This is a genomic window from Vibrio sp. C8 (assembly GCF_054051265.1).
The window spans coordinates 16,402-35,692 of the sequence record NZ_JBPAOE010000013.1; the positions used below are offsets into that span (position 1 = coordinate 16,402).

At 43.7% G+C, this 19,291-nt stretch carries 17 protein-coding genes; all 17 read left to right on the plus strand.

The window, feature by feature from the left end; translation table 11 throughout:
* Window positions 1–103 precede the first annotated feature (103 nt).
* The 17 genes from csrD to ACRQQK_RS09605 all read left to right on the plus strand — a co-directional run bounded on the left by csrD (window position 104) and on the right by ACRQQK_RS09605 (window position 19,267).
* Entirely contained in the window at window positions 104–2,095 is a 1,992-nt protein-coding gene (gene csrD, locus ACRQQK_RS09525) for an RNase E specificity factor CsrD (RefSeq protein ID WP_457511169.1), read from the plus strand.
* A 6-nt stretch (window positions 2,096–2,101) separates the two neighbouring features.
* Window positions 2,102–3,550, plus strand: a complete 1,449-nt coding sequence (locus ACRQQK_RS09530) for an MSHA biogenesis protein MshI (RefSeq protein WP_457511170.1) — start codon at window positions 2,102–2,104, stop codon at window positions 3,548–3,550.
* Window positions 3,547–4,188 (plus strand): type 4a pilus biogenesis protein PilO, encoded by a 642-nt coding sequence (pilO, locus tag ACRQQK_RS09535; RefSeq protein ID WP_457511171.1) that lies wholly within the window; start codon window positions 3,547–3,549, stop codon window positions 4,186–4,188. Before ACRQQK_RS09530 ends, pilO begins: the two co-directional genes overlap by 4 nt.
* Window positions 4,181–4,525 carry an MSHA biogenesis protein MshK gene (locus ACRQQK_RS09540; protein ID WP_457511172.1) on the plus strand — a complete coding sequence of 115 codons (345 nt, stop codon included), beginning with the start codon at window positions 4,181–4,183 and terminating at the stop codon, window positions 4,523–4,525. The genes pilO and ACRQQK_RS09540 overlap by 8 nt, the downstream gene beginning before the upstream one ends.
* Window positions 4,526–4,539: 14 nt before the next feature.
* Window positions 4,540–6,219, plus strand: a complete 1,680-nt coding sequence (mshL, locus tag ACRQQK_RS09545) for a pilus (MSHA type) biogenesis protein MshL (RefSeq protein ID WP_457511173.1) — start codon at window positions 4,540–4,542, stop codon at window positions 6,217–6,219.
* 5 nt (window positions 6,220–6,224) lie between these two features.
* Window positions 6,225–7,067: an ExeA family protein gene (locus ACRQQK_RS09550; RefSeq protein ID WP_457511205.1), complete on the plus strand. Its 843-nt coding sequence runs from the start codon at window positions 6,225–6,227 to the stop codon at window positions 7,065–7,067.
* An 8-nt stretch (window positions 7,068–7,075) separates the two neighbouring features.
* Window positions 7,076–8,245, plus strand: a complete 1,170-nt coding sequence (locus ACRQQK_RS09555; protein WP_457511206.1) for a tetratricopeptide repeat protein — start codon at window positions 7,076–7,078, stop codon at window positions 8,243–8,245.
* A complete protein-coding gene (locus ACRQQK_RS09560) occupies window positions 8,235–9,959 on the plus strand; it encodes a GspE/PulE family protein (protein ID WP_457511174.1) in 1,725 nt (574 codons plus the stop codon). The genes ACRQQK_RS09555 and ACRQQK_RS09560 overlap by 11 nt, the downstream gene beginning before the upstream one ends.
* A gap of 8 nt (window positions 9,960–9,967) precedes the next feature.
* A complete protein-coding gene (locus ACRQQK_RS09565; protein ID WP_457511175.1) occupies window positions 9,968–11,191 on the plus strand; it encodes a type II secretion system F family protein in 1,224 nt (407 codons plus the stop codon).
* Between the two features lie 116 nt (window positions 11,192–11,307).
* Complete coding sequence (locus tag ACRQQK_RS09570; RefSeq protein WP_457511176.1) at window positions 11,308–11,877, plus strand: prepilin-type N-terminal cleavage/methylation domain-containing protein; 570 nt, start codon at window positions 11,308–11,310, stop codon at window positions 11,875–11,877.
* Window positions 11,878–11,907: 30 nt separating this feature from the next.
* Entirely contained in the window at window positions 11,908–12,387 is a 480-nt protein-coding gene (locus tag ACRQQK_RS09575) for a type II secretion system protein (RefSeq protein WP_457511177.1), read from the plus strand.
* A gap of 111 nt (window positions 12,388–12,498) precedes the next feature.
* On the plus strand, window positions 12,499–12,978 hold the full coding sequence (locus tag ACRQQK_RS09580) for a pilus assembly FimT family protein (protein ID WP_457511178.1): 480 nt from the start codon (window positions 12,499–12,501) through the stop codon (window positions 12,976–12,978).
* Window positions 12,978–13,520, plus strand: coding sequence for a type IV pilus modification PilV family protein (locus ACRQQK_RS09585; protein ID WP_457511179.1), 543 nt, complete (start codon window positions 12,978–12,980; stop codon window positions 13,518–13,520). Before ACRQQK_RS09580 ends, ACRQQK_RS09585 begins: the two co-directional genes overlap by 1 nt.
* Window positions 13,520–14,218: a PilW family protein gene (locus ACRQQK_RS09590; RefSeq protein ID WP_457511180.1), complete on the plus strand. Its 699-nt coding sequence runs from the start codon at window positions 13,520–13,522 to the stop codon at window positions 14,216–14,218. Before ACRQQK_RS09585 ends, ACRQQK_RS09590 begins: the two co-directional genes overlap by 1 nt.
* Window positions 14,208–14,657 carry an MSHA biogenesis protein MshP gene (locus tag ACRQQK_RS09595; RefSeq protein WP_457511181.1) on the plus strand — a complete coding sequence of 150 codons (450 nt, stop codon included), beginning with the start codon at window positions 14,208–14,210 and terminating at the stop codon, window positions 14,655–14,657. The genes ACRQQK_RS09590 and ACRQQK_RS09595 overlap by 11 nt, the downstream gene beginning before the upstream one ends.
* 5 nt (window positions 14,658–14,662) lie before the next feature.
* A complete protein-coding gene (locus tag ACRQQK_RS09600; RefSeq protein ID WP_457511182.1) occupies window positions 14,663–18,070 on the plus strand; it encodes a DUF6701 domain-containing protein in 3,408 nt (1,135 codons plus the stop codon).
* 153 nt (window positions 18,071–18,223) lie between these two features.
* Complete coding sequence (locus ACRQQK_RS09605) at window positions 18,224–19,267, plus strand: rod shape-determining protein (protein WP_042489310.1); 1,044 nt, start codon at window positions 18,224–18,226, stop codon at window positions 19,265–19,267.
* The last annotated feature ends 24 nt before the right edge of the window (window positions 19,268–19,291 follow it).

The window sequence follows — 19,291 nt, forward strand, 5'->3', positions numbered from 1 at the left end:
GCTTTTTTTATATACTTAGCGCACTGGTTGCATAATTTTTGCGAGCAGCCTTCTTCGATGAATAATGCCACCCATCGATAAATTGAAAGGGAATTCAATTTCTATGCGCTACACGCCTACGCTAAAACTCAGCACACGTTTAGTGGTTTTCGTCACCCTGATTGTGACCAGTGCGATGTTCATTTTGTTTATTGGCGGAACCTTATCTTTTCAGCGGTTAGGTCAGGAATATCTCAACCACTACATGCAGGGCATAGTTGAGGTGGTGGACAAAGAAATGGAAGATCCAGATGCTGCTTATTCTATGCAGCGTTGGATGCCCAAAATGCTGCAAGCAAGCAATATTGTTGAGATGGAACTGTCATCTCAAGCTGGCATTATTTACCGTTTTAAAGACACCTCTTCAAAAATCGACCCCGCACGGCTTTATCAAGCCGATTTTCCTTTGCAACGCATCCAAGGTTATTCGGTGCACTTTAAAGTGGTACCGCCTTATGTTGGTTTTAGCTATTCCATCGGTGCTATGTGGTCGATAACTCTCGCTGTTTTATTCATTGTTTTCTGTTTAGTACAGAGTGTGAAATGGTTGCGCTCTCAGCTTTTGGGCTCGGAAATGCTGGAAGAGCGTGGGCGAATGATATTGGCCGGCAGAGTTGAGCAATACGCAAAAGGCGATGAAAGAGAGTGGCCATATACGGCCAGTGAAGCTTTAGATGTTCTAATCGAAGAGTTACAAGATGCGCGTCAAGAACGTAGCCGTTTTGATACTTTTATCCGTACACAGACATTTCTTGACCAGTTAACGGGTACGGCAAACCGAGTCCTGTTTGACAGCAAATTAGAATCGGCGTTGCAGGAGAGTGGTGCTCAAGGTGGCGTTTTGATGCTACGTATTGATGATTTTGATTTAGCGAAAGAAGAAAACGAGAAACGTGTCATTGACGATTTTGTCGTTGAGGTTGGCCAGTGTATATCGAACGTGATTAGCCGTTATCCGGATGTGATTTTATCTCGTTACTATGATTCAGTTTTCGCTTTGTTTATGCCACATCAAACGGTTAAAGATGTCTCTCATGTTGCTTCTCAATGCTTGAAGTTTATTGAGCGTTTAACGCCGCCAGAGCCATTAGAGAAAGATAATTGGTCTCATATTGGTGTCAGTATGTACAAGGAAGGTGAGCGTAGAGGCCGAATTATTGATGAAACAGAAACGGCTTTGAAAAGTGCTCAGTTGCAGAGAGTCAATGCTTGGAGTCGCTTTGAAAAAGCAACGCATTCTGAAGACAGAGGCAGTGTACGTTGGCGGACCCTATTCGATAAGGCTCTTATTGATGACAATATCATCCTATTCCGACAGGCTTGCTATTTGTCCGGTCGTTCTAATCACTTAGAATTATTGCATAACGAATTGTTTGCTAGAATTAACGACCCTGACAAAGGGGTGTTGAAAGCGTCTCGATTTAGTTCAGCTATAGAAACCGTTGGCTATGAAGCTGTCCTAGATAAAGCGGTGATGAGAAGAACGTTACAACTGATTAAGTCTTCAGTTAACGAATCTGCGTTGTCGGTAAACCTGTATGTACTGCCTTTTTCTGATAAACAATATTTCCGCTGGTTCCGTAATGAGTTAATGCAATTAACCTTCCACCAGCGTGGTCAGTTATCGTTTGAATTTACCGAAGGGCATTTAGTTCAACATCTGGATTATATGCGTCCGGTACTAAGAACAATATCCGCACTCGGGTGCGAATTGATAGTCGGACAAGCAGGGCGAACAATAGTTGCAACCCATTATATAAAAGACTTAAAAATCAACTATCTTAAATTGCATCGAAGCCTAATAAAGCAAATCGATCAAAGACATGAAAATCAGTTGATAGTGCGCAGCCTGTTAGGGGTTTGCAAAGGCACACAAACAAAAGTCATTGCCGTGGGCGTAGAAAACCAGCCCGAGTTGCAGGTTCTGCATAATCTTGGTGTTGATGGTGTTCAAGGGCGGTTATTTGATACTGAGCAGCCATTAAACCCGAGTAAACTACCTGTAACGGAACGTCAAATTAAGCCCGGTAAACGCAACCGATGGCGCACGAAGTAGAGACAAATGAAGATTGAAACATTGTTAAAACGGTTCTCCAGAAAAAAGTCTAAGCAGCTGGCTGTGTATGCAGTGGTTCAACCTGATGCTATTTATTTCTCGTCATCAGAATCTCTCACTTTGCCTGAACAATACCCTCTGGCTAGCCACACTTGGCCTCAAGCCTTGGTGAGTGCTCTTCTAACGGCAGGTACAAAAGGGCTGAGTGTTCACGTAGTGTTGCATGCTCAGCTGTTTCAAAGTTACCAAATTGATAAGCCTTCAATTCCCCAGCAAGAGTGGCCAAGTGCGCTGCCATTTTTGTTAAAAGACCTTATTACTGAAAAATCTTCAGATGTGATCGCGGATGCTTACCCACTGGAGGGGGGCAATAAAGCGCAAGCTTACGTTATTAACAAGAAGGTGGTTTTAGAAGCGAGCAGTTTACTTGAGAGCATCGGTTGTAGCCTCGAGAGTATTGTTCCTGAACAAGAAGTTTGGGGGCGAGGTAGCGGCGAACTGAAAAACTACTTATTAGTGCAACGCAGCAAAGGCAGCCATTTTAAATTGGACGCTTTCGTCAATGAACGCTGTATTTTCCAGCGTACACTGCGTGGTGTTGTTGCACCAATAACAGGTGTCGCTAGCACTGCGTTGCAATTGGACGGCCTTGCCCTAGAGCTGCAACGTTCAATTGATTACCTCTCTTCTCAGTTCAAAGGTACTTCACTTCATCAGTTAAAGGTGTGTTGCGATGAAGAAGAACACGCCGAACTCGTCCAAGCATTGGGCGAACGCTTAAGTGTAAAAGTTACAGCGCTGGTGGAAGGCTCTGAACATATTGTCTCTGGTCAGGTGTTGGCCCAAAAAGCCCCCATTGTTCCGGCAGATGTAATTAACTTTTATCAAGAGCACTTAAAACCGAAAAAAGAGTTGATGACGCTGTCATCTATTGTTGCGATTTGGGGAGCCGTTGCTGTTGTCATACTATGTTGGTTCGCATGGTTTCAGTTTCAACATATTCAGTATCAGCAACAACTTAAACAAGCCAATCAACAAAATACTCAGCTGACGGCGCAACTTGGAGAGCTAAAACAAAAGCATGCGACGCATCTGCCTTCAGCAGAAAAAGTGGCGGCTTCAGCCCGTTTGAAGAAAGAGATTGAATCACAGCAAGCATCACTAGCCGCGATTGGTCAGTATGACGCTTCGCGCCAGTTGGGCTACTCCGGTGTTATGGATGGTTTAGCAAAACTTTCCCGTCGTGATATTAGCTTAAGTGAGATTGAGATAAATGAAGCAACGTTGGATGTAAAAGGCATAGCGAGAGATGCCAACGTAATACCAACGTGGATTGCGCAATTTAAAGATGAAGTGAGCTTGACTGGACGCAGCTTCGAACAACTCACTATTGGGCGTGACGAGCAAGACATAGTGACGTTTGAATTGAAATCAAAACGAGGTGTGGAGAAATGAACGAACGCTGGCAAAAATGGAGTCAACAGTTCGCAGACAGAGCCCCGCGCGAAAAGTGGTTAATTGCCATCTGTGGCTTGATAGTGATTGTGATGATGATGCAGACGCTGTTGATCGAACCGCTATTGCAACAAAAAAGTGACGTACAACAGAAGTTAGCGTCGCAGAATTCAGTTAATCAGCGAATGCAAAGTGAAATCATCATTTTGCAGCGCGAGCTAGCTAAAGATCCGAACTCAGAAATAAATAAAGAATTGGAACAATTGCAACAGCAGAGTCAGGAACTGTCTATGCAGCTTTCTGAAGTGATGAGTAATTTGGTTTCTCCATCACAGATGGCTAATTTGTTACAAAGCGTTTTAGATCATAGTGCTAAATTGAAATTAGTGAGTTTAACGTCGTTGCCTGCTAGTCCAATAAATGAGACAGACAGCAATGCCGAATATTTCCTACATCCGGTTCGGATGGAACTGAATGGCACTTATTTCGCTATCAGGGATTATTTGCATGCGTTAGAAAGCCTGCCTGTGAAATATTATTGGCGTAGTTTTCACTATCAAGTTGAAACCTATCCTAATGCTAAATTGGTATTAGAGGTTTACACGCTTGGAACTCGTGAGGAATTTATCGGTGGTTAGGATATCGGTGCTTACTAAGGCATGGTGGTTAATGGTACTTGCTGCTGTTTCGGCCTCCGTATCGGCGAACCAAGAACAAGATCCAACCGCCCCCTTAGGTTGGATGAAAACAGAACAAGTTAGAAAAGCAAAAAGAAATATACCCGTGCCTGAACTGCAAAGTATTGTTTGTAAAGATGATAATCAATGCTATGCCATTTTAAATGATAAAGTCGTGGACAAGGGCGATAGAGTCTCTGGCTATCAAGTATCCAAGGTCACGCCATCGCAGGTCGAACTTAAGCAAGGCAGTAAAAGTTGGACTTTGAAGCTGTTCTCTCTGGATATTAAGAAATAAGGTTAAGAATTCCTATGCGTAATATGATCATCGGCGTAGTGATGGTGAGTTTAGTGGGTTGCTCTATGGGGCATCGTGACCCCGTGGAAGCCAAACAGTCGCTGAATCAGGCTATTAATGAAGCGAACAGCCGCAATTTAGAAAATCTACCGCCATCGGTAGAAGCGGATCTTATGCCTGATATGAACGGAGCAATAGCGACATCTGATCCTAGCTTGAAACGTTTTCGTATTCAGGCGAACGGTGTTCAGGCGAAAGCTTTTTTTACCAGCTTAGTGAAAGGTACAGAATACAGCGTTGCAATTCATCCAATGGTGGATGGCACCGTGACAGTGAACTTATCGGAAGTCACACTTGATGAAGTGTTAGATGTGGTTCGCGATCTTTACGGTTACCAAATTGAAAAAGTCGGCAAGGTTATCCAAGTTTATCCAGCGGGCTTACGCACGGTGACTATCCCAGTTGACTACTTGCAGTTTAAACGAAGTGGTCGCTCATTAACGACCATCACAACCGGCACAATTACTAATACGGACACCAGCTCTTCGAGTAACAGCTCTTCATCGTCTTCAAATAGTTCGAATAACAATAGTTCGAATAACAGTGATAGCAATGCCACATCGGATCGAGGTGGCACAGAGATTGAAACGTTGAGCGAAAGTGATTTCTGGCCACAGCTACAAACTGCCGTAGCACAGTTGATTGGTTCTGGTCGCGGGCAAAGCGTGGTTGTAACACCGCAAGCGAGTGTGATTACGCTGCGTGCATATCCAGATGAAATTCGCGAAGTTCGCAGATTTCTAGGTATTTCTCAACAGCGTATGCATCGTCAAGTGATTATGGAAGCGAAGATTCTAGAGGTCACTTTAAATGACGGCTATCAGCAAGGTATTAATTGGAGCAAAATGTTTACCTCGAATGGTGTCAACTACCGAATTGGTACTGGTAACACATCGGGCGCAAACACTGCACTCAGCAATGGATTAGGTACAATCGCATCGCTACCCGGTATTGGCACCATTGGTACGCTATTGGGCGGGCAGACTAACATTGTCATGTCGAGTGGCAGTTTTGAATCCGTTCTCAGTTTCATGGCGACGCAAGGTGACTTAAACGTACTATCAAGTCCTCGCGTAACGGCCGCCAATAACCAAAAAGCGGTGATCAAAGTTGGTACGGATGAGTACTACGTTACTGATTTATCCAGTGTGGTAGGCAGTGGCGATAATTCTGAAGCGTCTCCTGATGTAGAACTAACACCATTTTTCTCGGGTATTTCACTGGATGTAACTCCACAAATTGACGACAAAGGTCATGTACTACTGCATGTTCACCCTGCTGTTATTGAAGTTGAGCAACAGAACAAGACCATCACATACAACGACAAGGTGATTTCTCTGCCTTTGGCGAGAAGTTCTATTCGTGAATCTGATTCTGTAATTCGTGCCAAAGATGGTGATGTGGTTGTAATTGGTGGCCTGATGAAAACCAATACCTTAAACCAAACATCGAAAGTCCCGTTTTTAGGCGACATACCCGTGTTAGGCCACGCGTTCCGTAACACATCTCAAGTGACACAGAAAACAGAATTGGTCATCCTGTTAAAACCAACGGTAGTTGGTGTCAACACTTGGCAAAAAGAGTTGGAGCGCTCACGTGATTTGTTGCAGGAGTGGTTCCCTGACTCTGAGTAATGAGTATGTATTTGGAGCACTTTGGTTTTACACAACAGCCTTTTCAATTAACGCCTGACACTGGTTTGTTTCTGGGGCTAGACCCGCATTATGAAGCGATTCAAACCGTCAGTGCCGCTCTGCAAATGGGCGAAGGCGTTATAAAAGTAACTGGTGAAATCGGCACGGGTAAAACCATGGTGTGTCGGATGCTGCTGACTCACCTAAAAGAGTATGTCCAACTGATATATTTGCCCAATCCGGCTTTGAATGGCAACGATTTACGTACGGCGATAGCAAAAGAACTGAATATCAAAGAGTGTTCCAACGTTGGTTTGGTTGAAGCTATTCAAGCGCGACTCATTGAATTTCATCGCAGTGGCAAGCGTGTAGTTGCTTTACTTGATGAAGCACAAGCGCTTTCTGATGAAGCGCTGGAAGTGTTGCGGCTTTTCGGTAATCTGGAAACAGAGCAGACCAAGTTATTACAACTGGTATTGATTGGTCAGCCAGAGCTGGATGAAAGACTCGAACAATACCATTTAAGGCAGTTTCGTCAGCGAATTACCTTTAGTGCCAAGTTAAGACCATTAGATATGGCGGAAACCGTGGCTTATATTGACAATCGACTGTCTAAATCCGGTTATCAAGGTGATCTGTTCAGTTTGAATCAGAAGAAAGCGATTTGGAAAGCGTGTCAGGGAACACCTCGCCTTATCAATCAGGTGTGTCATAAAACCCTGTTGCTTGCGTTCTACGAAAAGACCCTGCGGGTGAGAAACCAGCAGCTATACGCCGCTATTCACGATACGTACGATACTTGTAAACCCAAACATAAAACTCCAGTTATCTGGGGATGGAGCCATTGATGAGTGTTATGAACAAAGCTTTATCTCAACTTGCCGATAAGCAGCAATCATCACTTGATCCGATCGAGAAAGCGCACGTTGAGCCAATCAAAACACGTCCAGTTTGGGTATGGATGATGGCAGGGTTTGGTCTGAGTTTAGCGGTTGGCGGTTGGGCTGTGTCGCAGCAAGCGCCAGAAGTTAAGAATGCCCAAGTCAGCATTCAACCAATGCAAGTAAAGGCGTTTGTTGAACCTGCTCCCGTTGTTGCTTCACCAACACAGAAAGTAAATCAGGCATCAGTGGTGGTTTATTACTCCGCGCCGATTGAAGAGCCTCTATTGGAATCTCATCTAGTTAGAGCAGAAGCAACAGAAGCTACCAATTTTGCACAGCCTGTTGAACCAGCAATCACAACGCCAAAGGTCATTGCTTCAAATGAGGCAGCAGGGAATCAAACACGGATTCAAAAGCCTGTGTTGTTAGCGAGCAATACCACTTCTGCACCAGTGAACTCAGGTTCAGTAACTCAGGCACCTGTAACGGTTTCTTCAGAATTGAAAAGCACACAAGAGAACACGGTAACCATTGAACAGGTAGAAATGAGCTCTGAAAAACTGGCAGAAAAAGCAATTTCCCGAGCAAATAAAGCAATGGATTCTAGCGATTTTCAAAATGCTGTCAGTGCTTACAGCGAGGCTCTTCGCTATACGCCGGATAATGAATCGGTACGTCAAAAATTGGCGGCTTTGTATTACGGTAAAGGTGAAGTGCGCAAAGCATTTGATTTGATGCAGCGTGGTATCGAAATAAACCCTGAAGGTGAAACTTTGAGAATTGCGCTGTCAAAATTGCTGATGAAAGAGCAGCAATCAGAAGCAGCATTAACACCGCTCGCTTATTTACCTGCATCGGTAAGTGTGGAGTATCTGTCATTACGCGCGGCGTTGGCGCAAAAAGTGAAACAGAATGAAATTGCACTAGAAAGCTATCAGAAGCTTACTGAGAAAGAGGCGAACAATGGTCGCTGGTGGCTTGGTTTAGCGATTCAGCAAGAGCGTTCGTTTTTGTTAGAAGAGGCGAAAACGTCTTATCAAAAGGCGTTAACAAAGGTTGGGGTATCGATTCAGTCACAAGCCTTTATTCGTAATCGTCTAGATGTGCTGAATCACCTAGAGGAGAACAACAATGCAAATTAAGTTAAGAAAACGACTGGGTGACTTGCTGGTCGAAGAGGGCATTGTTACTGACGAACAGCTTGGGCAGGCATTGTCAGCTCAGAAGAATACTGGTCGTAAGCTGGGTGATACCTTAATTGAGTTAGGCTTCTTATCTGAACAGCAAATGCTGAGCTTTTTGTCTCAGCAACTGGCGATTCCGTTGATTGATTTGAGCCGTGCGACAGTCGATATCGACGCGGTACAACTGCTTTCCGAAGTACATGCTCGCCGTCTGCGTGCACTCGTGATTGGCCGCAGTGGTGACACTTTACGTGTTGCAATGAGTGACCCGGCGGATTTGTTTGCTCAGGAGTCTCTCCTTAACCAATTGCCACAGTACAGCTTTGAATTTGTTATCGCACCAGAGAAGCAACTGGTGGATGGCTTTGACCGTTATTACCGTCGAACCAAAGAAATTGCCTCTTTCGCGGAACAGTTACAAGCGGAACACCAAGTTACAGAAGCGTTCGACTTTGATATCGCGAATGATGACAGCGAAGAAGTAACGGTTGTTAAGCTGATTAACTCGCTGTTTGAAGATGCAATTCAGGTGGGGGCGTCGGATATTCATATCGAGCCTGATTCTAAACTATTGCGTATTCGTCAGCGTGTAGACGGTATTCTCCATGAAACGGTTTTAAACGAAGTGGGTATCGCATCAGCGCTCGTTTCGCGACTGAAGTTGATGGCTAATCTCGATATTTCTGAAAAACGTCTGCCGCAAGATGGCCGTTTTAACATCCGAGCTAAAGGACAGTCAGTTGATATTCGTATGTCGACTATGCCTGTGCAATATGGTGAATCGGTTGTAATGCGTTTATTAAATCAGTCTTCTGGTATTCGAGAACTGGATAAATCAGGCATTCCTGACGATCTGTTACTGCGCTTCCGACGTCAGCTTAAGCGCCCGCATGGTATGATCCTTGTCACAGGTCCTACAGGTTCGGGGAAAACGACAACCTTGTACGGAGCGTTAAGTGAGCTTAATGAAGTTGGTAAGAAAATCATTACCGCCGAAGACCCTGTTGAATACCGACTATCGCGAGTTAACCAAGTACAGGTTAATTCACGAATTGGCTTAGATTTCTCGACCTTATTAAGAACCTTCTTACGTCAGGACCCAGACATTATTCTGATCGGTGAGATGCGTGACCAAGAAACGGTGGAAATCGGTTTAAGAGCAGCCCTAACTGGTCACTTGGTACTGAGCACATTGCACACTAATGATGCCGTAGAAACTGCATTACGTTTAATTGATATGGGGGCTCCCGGCTATTTAGTGGCGAGCGCTGTTCGAGCTGTGATCGCTCAGCGACTGGTTCGTAAAGTCTGCTCAGATTGTAAAACACATGATGAATTGGATGAAGCTCAGAAACAGTGGCTTACGGTTCGGTTCCCAAATCAGGTTAATACACAGTTTGTGCATGGTCGTGGCTGTCAGAACTGTAACCTCACAGGCTATAAAGGTCGTATCGGTGTGTTCGAAATGCTGGAGCTTGAGCATCATATGATGGATGCATTGCGCGCTGATGATTCTATCGGCTTTGCCAAAGCCGCCCGAGCCTCAGAGAACTATAAGCCATTGCTCGCATCAGCGATGGAGCTGGCAGTTAAAGGTATCGTCAGTATTGATGAAGTCATGGCTTTGGGTGAAGGTGAAGCTCACACAGTCTCTGAGCCTATTTATCTTTAAGGAAAGGTATGCCGACTTATCAATACCAAGGACGCAATTTAGATGGCAGTGTTACTAAAGGTAGCTTAGAAGCTGCCAATGAAGATGTTGCTGCAGAAACATTGATCAATAAAGGGATCATTCCAACCTCTATAAGTGAAGGGCGATCCGGTGTCGGTACTGCCACTATTGATTGGAAAGAGTTATTTGCTCCAGTTGTTCCACTGGAAGTGTTGGTGATCTTTTGTCGTCAGCTGTACAGCCTAACCAAAGCGGGTGTGCCTTTGCTGCGTTCAATGAGAGGTCTGGCGCAGAACTGTGAAAATAAGCAGTTAAAAGATGCATTGGAACAAATTTGTAGTGAAGTGACCAATGGACGTAGTCTTTCCGCTGCAATGCAGATGCACACGAAAGTGTTTAGTTCACTGTTTGTTTCTATGGTGCATGTGGGTGAGAACACAGGTCGATTGGATCAAGCTCTGCTGCAATTGGCGAACTACTATGAACAAGAAGTGGAAACCCGTAAGCGAATCAAGACCGCGATGCGTTATCCCACTTTTGTTATTGGCTTTATTGTTATTGCTATGTTCATTCTGAACGTCAAAGTAATACCGCAGTTTGCAACCATGTTTAATCGCTTTGGTGTGGACTTGCCTTTGCCAACTCGAATTCTGATTGGGATGTCGGATTTCTTTGTGAACTACTGGTTATTGATGTTGGCAGCAATGGCGGCAGCATTTTTCGGTTTTCGATCTTGGTTAGGAACATCAAAGGGAAGAGAAAGCTGGGATAAATTTCGATTACGAATGCCGATAGTTGGCGGAATCGTCAACCGAGCACAGTTATCTCGATTCTCACGTACGTTTTCTCTGATGTTGCATTCAGGCGTTCCATTAAATCAGTCTTTGGCATTGTCAGCTGAGGCTTTGGATAATAAATTCCTCGAAGCTCGCTTAATGGAAATGAAATCTGCAATTGAAGCCGGTAGCAGCGTTTCATCAACGGCGATTAATGCCAATATTTTTACGCCTCTGGTCATTCAAATGATCTCTGTGGGCGAAGAAACGGGGCGAATTGATGAGTTGTTGCTGGAAGTCTCGGATTTTTATGACCGAGAAGTGGATTATGACTTGAAAACCTTAACCGCTCGGATTGAGCCGATTTTACTGGTGATTGTTGCTGGTATGGTATTGATTCTGGCTTTGGGTATTTTCTTACCTATGTGGAATATGATGGATGCGATGAAAGGATAATTAGCTAATAAAAATCCTTTAAAAACATTAGCTTTAATGTTTTATTGATGTAGCACATACGGTGTCCTGTATGAGTGTAGGTATAATTCCTCTGGTCAAGAGGTATTGGTTCTAAAATGAATAAGAGAGTGCCGGGTTTTTCTTTAATCGAATTAATCATTGTTATCGTTATTGTTGGCTTATTAGCCGCGACGGCTTTACCAAGGTTATTAGGTACGATTGATGATGCGAGAGAGGCGAGTATTCAAGGCGTTGCCAGCGGTTATTCATCCGCTGTAGTCGCTGCACGTACTCAATGGGAAGCTCAGGTAAGACCATCTGTTACATCTGGTGGCGAAAAATATAACGTCGTCGACTATGACGGTGTGGAGTTTTGGCTCACTCGTTCAAAAACGAGTGCAGGCAGCAGTACGGGATTCAGTGATGGTTATCCGCTAGCTTTAAGACAAAGCCTTTATTCGGAAACGATTACTGATCAAACCTGTGTGGATTTGATGGAGAACTTGCTTCATAGCTCTCCAAAGGTAGGGACAGCCGCTGAAGTTAGTAGTGATGCTTCACTGCAGTATTCAGCCATCGCTGATAATGCCAATGCTAGTTGTACTTATATACAACAAGAAAAGAGCAGTGCATATCAGTTTGTTTACAACATAAAAACTGGTCGCGTAGCGGTCACTTTTAATTAATTTTTAGCTTGTTATAAAGAGAGATAGTTCATGAAAAGACAAGGTGGTTTCACCCTTATCGAATTGGTCGTAGTCATTGTAATTCTGGGTATCCTTGCAGTGACGGCTGCTCCTCGTTTCCTAAACCTACAAGGTGATGCTCGTGTTTCTGCGCTACAGGGTTTAAAAGGCGCAATGGATGGAGCTGCTGGTATTGTGTATGGCAAAGCTGCAATTCAAGGCCAAGAGACTTCAAGCACAGCAGTAGATGTTGAGAACATTGAAACAATTTTTGGTTATCCTACTGCAACTGCTGATGGTATTGGTTCAGCTGTAGCTGGTTTAAATACGAATGATTGGCAAGTTATTACGCCTGCAATTGGCACTGGTAATGTGATTGAATATACGTTAGCTGGTCAAAATACCACAGTATATACGGCAAGTAGTGGTTGTTATATCAGATATACACAAGCTGTAGGTACAGGGGTTGATCAAGCTGCGTCTACAGTGTTAGTTGTTGATAATTGTTAATTGAATATCGTGTGTTTAAACTGATATACAAATGTGGTGGCACAGCACTTTTGTTCTGTGCCATTTTTTATCTCGCTAATACACTAAATACAAAATAGCTCGGATACGGTAATGAAGAGAAACCAGCAACGAATGCGAGGTTTTACCTTAGTTGAATTGATCGTGGTAATACTGCTAGTGTCAATTCTCTCTGTTTATGCTGCTAGCCGTTTTTCTGGTGTTTCCAGTGTTTCTGCGTTTGCTGCACAAGAACAAATCATCTCTATTATTCGTCAAATTCAAATTGACCGAATGCAATCCAACTTATCATCCACTTCAGCAAACAGTGATTATGCGTTGCAAATAACCAACCACTGTATCGGCTCAGTACAGGCATGCAGCTCTGCTAATGATGACCGAAGAAGTGACTTGTTGCGGAATGATGAACTCACATTCACCAGCTCGCCATCCTTTTCCGTTATTGAATTTAGCCTGTTGGGCAATCCTTTAGGTGGTGCGTCTAATGGCGTGACAATCAATATTGCCTCATCTGCAAACTCGACATCACTATGTTTGAACTCGGAAGGCTATGTGGCGAAAGGAAGTTGCTGATGAAACGTAGCAACGGATTTACGCTGGTTGAAAGTATTATGGCTATGGTGATCCTTGGGTTTGCCATGGTGACACTTGTGAGTTTTCTTTACCCTCAAATTGAGCGCTCTGCGACACCACATTATCAAACTCGTGCTGCTAACTTAGGGCAAAGCCTGATGAGCCAAATTCTTGCTCGAGGCTTTGATAACAACAGTGATTTTGATGGTGGCCGATATCGCTGTGGTGAACCGGACAGGAATGGGGTAGCTAACCCATGTTCTACCACTTTGGGACGTGATTCTGGAGAAAGTAACCCAGCTCAGTTTAATGATGTTGATGATTACATTGGTTGCTGGTGGACAGACAGCACGAACGATTGTGGAGGTTCAGGGTACCCTCTTAGCAATATTCTTGGCACTGAGATAGCGAGTAAGTATGCGCATTTCACGGTAACAATCGATGTTAACTACGACACTGCGACCATGAAGAAAATCCAGATCAAGATTGATACTGGTCGCTACGGTGAATTTGATTTCACTGGTTTTCGAGGAAACTACTAATGAAAGTTCGTGGTTTCACTCTGATTGAAATGGTGCTGACTATGGTGGTCGGTTCGATATTGATTCTAGGAATTGCAGGCTTTGTGGAGCTGGGTAGTAAAGGGTATTCAGATACTGTTGCGAGACAGAGACTGCAAACTCAAGCCAAGTTTGTATTAGAAAAAATGACCCGTGAAATTCGCCACGCAGTACCAAACAGCTTTGCTGTTAGTAGTTCTGCCGGACAGCAATGTTTATCGTTTTATCCTATTGTTTATTCTGGGTTTTATTCGTTATCTGGTAGTGATAATAAAACCATGAGTTTTATTGTTGGTAATACACCTGCTCCCTCTAGTTTTGATGGGCTTAGGATGATTATTAATCCGTCGAGACAAACGGATTTTGCTGTGGGGCAAAACACGAATTTCCTATTGAGCGGTAGCAACACCACTTTTACCCTTTCTTCTTCGTTACCGAGTCAATCGGTTGCTCAAAGGCAATACATATACAAAGATTTGGTGAGTTATTGCTTAGACTTTTCTGCACAAAGCATCTCTCGAAATGGCATTCAAGTTGCTGATAGCGTTAGTACGGGAGAATTTAGTTACGCACAACCTACTCTGCAAAGAGGTGGCGTGGTGCATCTGGCATTAACTTTTGCTCAAAATGGCGAATCCAGCCACTTTGATATTGATGTGCAGGTGTTGAATGTCCCATAGAAAACGTATGTTCCCTAGCGTTAAAAAGCAGACTGGTAATCTCTATATCGTTGCTATCTTTGTGATTGTGGTGATGGGCTTTCTTGCCAATGCGCTTGCTCGTATGGAATGGTCAAACCGAGATGCATTATCGAAAGATCTGTTGGGAACAAGAGCATGGTTTGTTGCTCACTCAGTTAATGAGTTAGCACTTACTCAGTTGTATCCATTGAACACGGCTAACAGCTTGGTTGCTAATGTGTGTCTTAGCAACTGGGGAAATGTTCAAACAAAGGCAAATAATTTGATGACTCAATTTGTAGGTTGTTCTGTGAATACTCAGTGTTATTCATTGGGAGCATTAGATTCCGTGAATTATTACAAAGTTGAGAGCGTCGCTGTGTGTGGCAGCGGGCAGTATCAGGTTGAGCGTAAGCAAGAAGTATGGGTGAAGGAGTAGTAGTTGTGAGGAAGTTTTTTTTCTACCTTACTATCTTATTGTTTAGTAGCTCGCTATTCGCTGCGAATCGATGTGACTTTCAAGGTCATAATAATTTCACCATCGAAGTGATTGTTACTGGTAAACCAACCCCACAAGAAATTTATGTAACGAACTTTGGCTACCAAAAAACGGAAGTTTTATGGTACACCGGAAGTGCATCCGATAGTGGTCTGAATTATATCTTTAAAGAAGATCAGTTAATCAATGGCTTGCAATATGCCATCCGAATTATTAACGATGCTGATAATGGTATTCTCAAGTACTACAAGAAACCTATAGGTGGAAGTTGGAACCAACCTGAAATTTATTATGGATACGTCCATCAGGGAAATATTCATGTTTTATCTGATAATGACGATGTAAGTTTCTCTTGTCAGGACGGGATTAAAGAACCTGAAGTTTCACCAGATCTTTGTAAGTATTTCCCTGAACCCGTACAAAGTTGGAAATCAGGATCCTCGCTCAATATCCAAAACTCGAATAGCATCATTACAGGATGGTCTACAGAGTACGTTAGTGCTTACTTATCTGATGGAAAATTAAAAACAAGTTTCGATAGCTTTTCTTATCATGCCGGTCTGCCGGCAGCATGTGAAGTCGGCAGCTGTGTTAGTGGTGCACCAAAAGTTGCAACACCGCCACCCATAGATGTCAGTTTTGATAGTAATATTAACTTGTCTATCGATATCGATATCGATAACTATAGTCGTAACTGTACTCTAGCAAACAACTGTCAATATTCAGAAGCAGCAGGTGTTGTAAGCGTTGATATTCTAGGTCCATTGGATACATTGAAAGTTTATGAATACTCAAGTAAACACTTTGTAGTTAACTTTAAACCAACTGAAAATAATAGTGGTCCACTAATTCAAAATTATTATTCTGGGGGAAGTGTTGAGACGGTTTTTCACTCTGGTAACTACACTTTTGGTTTGATTAGTTTTGTTTCTGGAGGAACATTAAAGGTACATTCCGACGTTACAATTAATCTTGTCACCTCACTAACTCAGAGTAATGCAGTAGAAACTATCGATGTCGGTGGCAAGAAAGACCTGATTATTTATGGACCCTCAGCATCACTGGCGTTTAGTACTCCTAACATTGACTTTGCTGCACAGATATTGGCAGACAGAGTGACCTTTAGTAATCCAATATCGATTCGAGGAGCGATTACGGCTAATACGCTAACAATGTCAACGCAAGACATCAATATTATCGGTGAAGGCGCCTGTTTAACTGAACAACCTGAAGATGACTACACGTTAGTTCTCTTGCCAACTTCCGATATCGCCCTTGTCTGTGAATCTTTATCTCCAACTTTAACTGTCATGTCTAATGGCGCTGTTGCAACAGATTTTAATGGAACCGCCACGGTTAGCGTTAATGGTGTTGAGACTAGTGTTGCTATCACCAATGGATCGGCAACAATTGGTTTATCCAGTAATGGTGAGAGTAAGACGATTTCCGTTAATGCAAGTTTGGACGGTTATTCGGATGTTAATTCTGTATCAGGTAGCTATCAGTTTGTCCCGTATAAATTTGCCGCCGACGATCAGTATGTCATTGCTAATAAACAACAACTGGCAACCGTATCCGCTTTGGCGTGCAGTAGCGGAGAGCAAGTGGATGTCGGGTATAACGGGCAACCTAATGTGAGTTGGCAGTGGGAAGAACCCAGCAACGGCGTAGGTGTTTTAACTTTCTCTCCAGTTCTGGTGGAAGGCATTTCAACTGCAACAAGTAGTGGCTTGATGCTAGAAGATTCAGGGACAGTGACTGTAACTCTTACCGATGATAGTTTTGATTGTACCGAATTGGATGATTGCCCAATTGACGGCAATGGTACGCTAAAAGGCCAGTTCACTGTTTACTCCCGTCCGTGGACACTCGCACTTTGCTCACCAAATAATACACCCATGAACGGTAATATTAATGACGCTTCCAGCGCTGGTTTTACCTCTGCTGGTAATGCTTTTGCGCTAAATGTTCGACCACTGCGTTGGGTTTCAACTGGCAATGACAGTGATCCTGTGAGTGGTAGTGAAGCCATAGAAACGTCGAGTTACTGTAGTTCTCCCGTTACACAGAATTTTTTCATTGCAGGTAGTGATCTGAACTCCACTGTTGAACTGACTCATACTGTTGCCCAACCAAGTGGCGGGGCTGATGGTACATTGTCAGGAACACTCGCGCTTAGCAATAGCGAAGGCGTTAGCAATAGCTACTTGCCATTTAGCGGTTTATCGTGGAGTGAAGTCGGTGTTCTGCGTGTAAATGCTGATACTCAAGCAAACTATTTGGGCATGAATATCAATCAGGGATATCGAGAGATTGGCCGTTTCTATCCGGCGTGGTTATCGCTTATCAGCAACAGTTGGAATTACTCATCAAACCATGATGAATTTATGTATATGGGGCAGCCCATTGCCTATGATTTTGTCGTTGAAGCACAAAATATGCAGGGTGGGGCGACGACCAACTACAGCAGTTTTAGTCCGAGCCTGATTGCGGATGTGAAGCTTCTTGCGGTTGACACTTCTGATGACAACAGTGAATTCGGTTCTCGTGTTGAAGATTATGCTCTGCATTTCTGGGATGGCAGCAGTCAATGGTCTGGTGCTCAGTTGCAGGTGAGTGATGCGCCATTTCAATTTAATAAGTTACAAACTACCTCTAGTCCTTTAATTACTCGTGCAGACGGTCCGTATGAAGATGGTTTTGGACTTCGTGTCACTGCAAATTCATCAGGTGTGAAAGTCGATGGTGTGGATTTCAAAATATCAGAGGCTCCTAACCTAGAGCTCATAAGCTCAGGCGTTACCTTGGACACAGGTAAGCCATTTTCAGCTCAACCCGATATCCGTTACGGTCGCATGGTTCTCGATGATGTGGGCGGAACCTCAACCAGTACCATTTATATTCCTCTGCGTACTGAGTACTGGAATGGCTCAAGGTTTATCGAAAACGAGCAAGACTCAGGTTCGACGTTTGTCTCTCTCGGCGGGTATATTTGCCAGCAAACCGTTTGGTCCAGTTCTGGAGCTGCTTCGAGTGCATCACTTCAAGGTGCGGATGCTGCCGTTGCAGTAAAAAATGGTGTTAGCAATAAGCTTTCTGCTAAGCCGCATTCTTATGTGGATGCGAGTTCTTTGAGAGAGCAAATCCGTTTTTGGCTCAGAATGTCAGATACTTCACCACAATTATCAGAAATGAATGTAAGCTGTGGTACAAGTTATACAAATCAACCTTGGTTACAATACAACTGGCGCGATCGGGGCGATGAAGATCCGTCCGCAGTTGTGACTTTCGGTGTCTACCGTGGCAACGATCGAATTATTTTCCGAGGGGAAAGTGGGCTAACAGGACAATAGCAAGCAATTTTCCCTAACCTAAGTTAGGAAACTGTTAGAAATTGCGTGTTTGAGTCCATGTTTATGCTTCAATGCCTTGCTGTGACGGCAAGGCATTGGTACATTTAGTGCAATTTTCTCTCTTTATTATTACTTGCAGGACGAACGAAGAATATGTTCAAAAAACTTCGTGGCATGTTTTCAAACGACCTATCGATCGATTTAGGTACCGCCAACACTCTTATTTATGTTAAAGGTCAAGGCATTGTCCTTGATGAACCATCTGTAGTTGCTATTCGACAAGACAAAGGTCGTGGTGGTAAGACTGTAGCCGCTGTCGGTCATGCAGCTAAGCAAATGTTAGGTCGTACGCCGGGTAATATCTCTGCAATTCGTCCAATGAAAGATGGTGTTATTGCTGACTTCTACGTGACTGAAAAAATGCTTCAGCATTTTATTCGTCAAGTACATGACAACAGTTTCCTAAAACCAAGCCCACGCGTACTCGTTTGTGTTCCTTGTGGTTCCACTCAAGTTGAGCGTCGTGCGATTCGTGAATCTGCACTAGGTGCAGGCGCACGCGAAGTGCACCTTATTGACGAACCAATGGCAGCAGCAATTGGTGCTGGCCTACGTGTTTCTGAGCCAACAGGTTCAATGGTGGTTGATATCGGTGGTGGTACAACGGAAGTTGCAGTTATCTCATTGAACGGTGTTGTTTACTCTTCTTCTGTTCGTATCGGTGGTGACCGTTTTGATGAAGCTATCATCAACTATGTTCGTCGTAACTACGGCAGCTTAATCGGTGAAGCAACCGCTGAGAAAATTAAGCACGAAATCGGTTCGGCTTACCCTGGCGATGAAGTAATGGAAATTGAAGTTCGTGGTCGTAACCTAGCTGAAGGTGTTCCACGTAGCTTTACACTAAACTCAAACGAAATTTTGGAAGCACTGCAAGAGCCGCTAACGGGTATCGTTTCTGCTGTGATGGTTGCCCTTGAACAATGTCCACCAGAACTGGCTTCTGATATCTCTGAAAATGGTATGGTTCTGACGGGTGGTGGTGCACTACTGAAAGATCTTGATCGTCTATTAACGGAAGAAACCGGCATTCCTGTTGTGATCGCTGAAGAACCACTAACTTGTGTAGCTCGTGGCGGCGGTAAAGCTTTAGAAATGATCGATATGCATGGCGGTGATCTGTTCAGCGATGAGTAATGGCTTGTCAGGCACCTTGTAATG

Coding starts and splice junctions, on each gene's coding strand:
- ACRQQK_RS09570 (WP_457511176.1), top strand. CDS start 11,308: ATGAATAAGAGAGTGCCGGGTTTTTCTTTAATCGAATTAATCATTGTT.
- ACRQQK_RS09565 (WP_457511175.1), top strand. CDS start 9,968: ATGCCGACTTATCAATACCAAGGACGCAATTTAGATGGCAGTGTTACT.
- mshL (WP_457511173.1), top strand. CDS start 4,540: ATGCGTAATATGATCATCGGCGTAGTGATGGTGAGTTTAGTGGGTTGC.
- csrD (WP_457511169.1), top strand. CDS start 104: ATGCGCTACACGCCTACGCTAAAACTCAGCACACGTTTAGTGGTTTTC.
- pilO (WP_457511171.1), top strand. CDS start 3,547: ATGAACGAACGCTGGCAAAAATGGAGTCAACAGTTCGCAGACAGAGCC.
- ACRQQK_RS09585 (WP_457511179.1), top strand. CDS start 12,978: ATGAAACGTAGCAACGGATTTACGCTGGTTGAAAGTATTATGGCTATG.
- ACRQQK_RS09550 (WP_457511205.1), top strand. CDS start 6,225: ATGTATTTGGAGCACTTTGGTTTTACACAACAGCCTTTTCAATTAACG.
- ACRQQK_RS09555 (WP_457511206.1), top strand. CDS start 7,076: ATGAACAAAGCTTTATCTCAACTTGCCGATAAGCAGCAATCATCACTT.
- ACRQQK_RS09595 (WP_457511181.1), top strand. CDS start 14,208: ATGTCCCATAGAAAACGTATGTTCCCTAGCGTTAAAAAGCAGACTGGT.
- ACRQQK_RS09530 (WP_457511170.1), top strand. CDS start 2,102: ATGAAGATTGAAACATTGTTAAAACGGTTCTCCAGAAAAAAGTCTAAG.
- ACRQQK_RS09560 (WP_457511174.1), top strand. CDS start 8,235: ATGCAAATTAAGTTAAGAAAACGACTGGGTGACTTGCTGGTCGAAGAG.
- ACRQQK_RS09605 (WP_042489310.1), top strand. CDS start 18,224: ATGTTCAAAAAACTTCGTGGCATGTTTTCAAACGACCTATCGATCGAT.
- ACRQQK_RS09590 (WP_457511180.1), top strand. CDS start 13,520: ATGAAAGTTCGTGGTTTCACTCTGATTGAAATGGTGCTGACTATGGTG.
- ACRQQK_RS09575 (WP_457511177.1), top strand. CDS start 11,908: ATGAAAAGACAAGGTGGTTTCACCCTTATCGAATTGGTCGTAGTCATT.
- ACRQQK_RS09580 (WP_457511178.1), top strand. CDS start 12,499: ATGAAGAGAAACCAGCAACGAATGCGAGGTTTTACCTTAGTTGAATTG.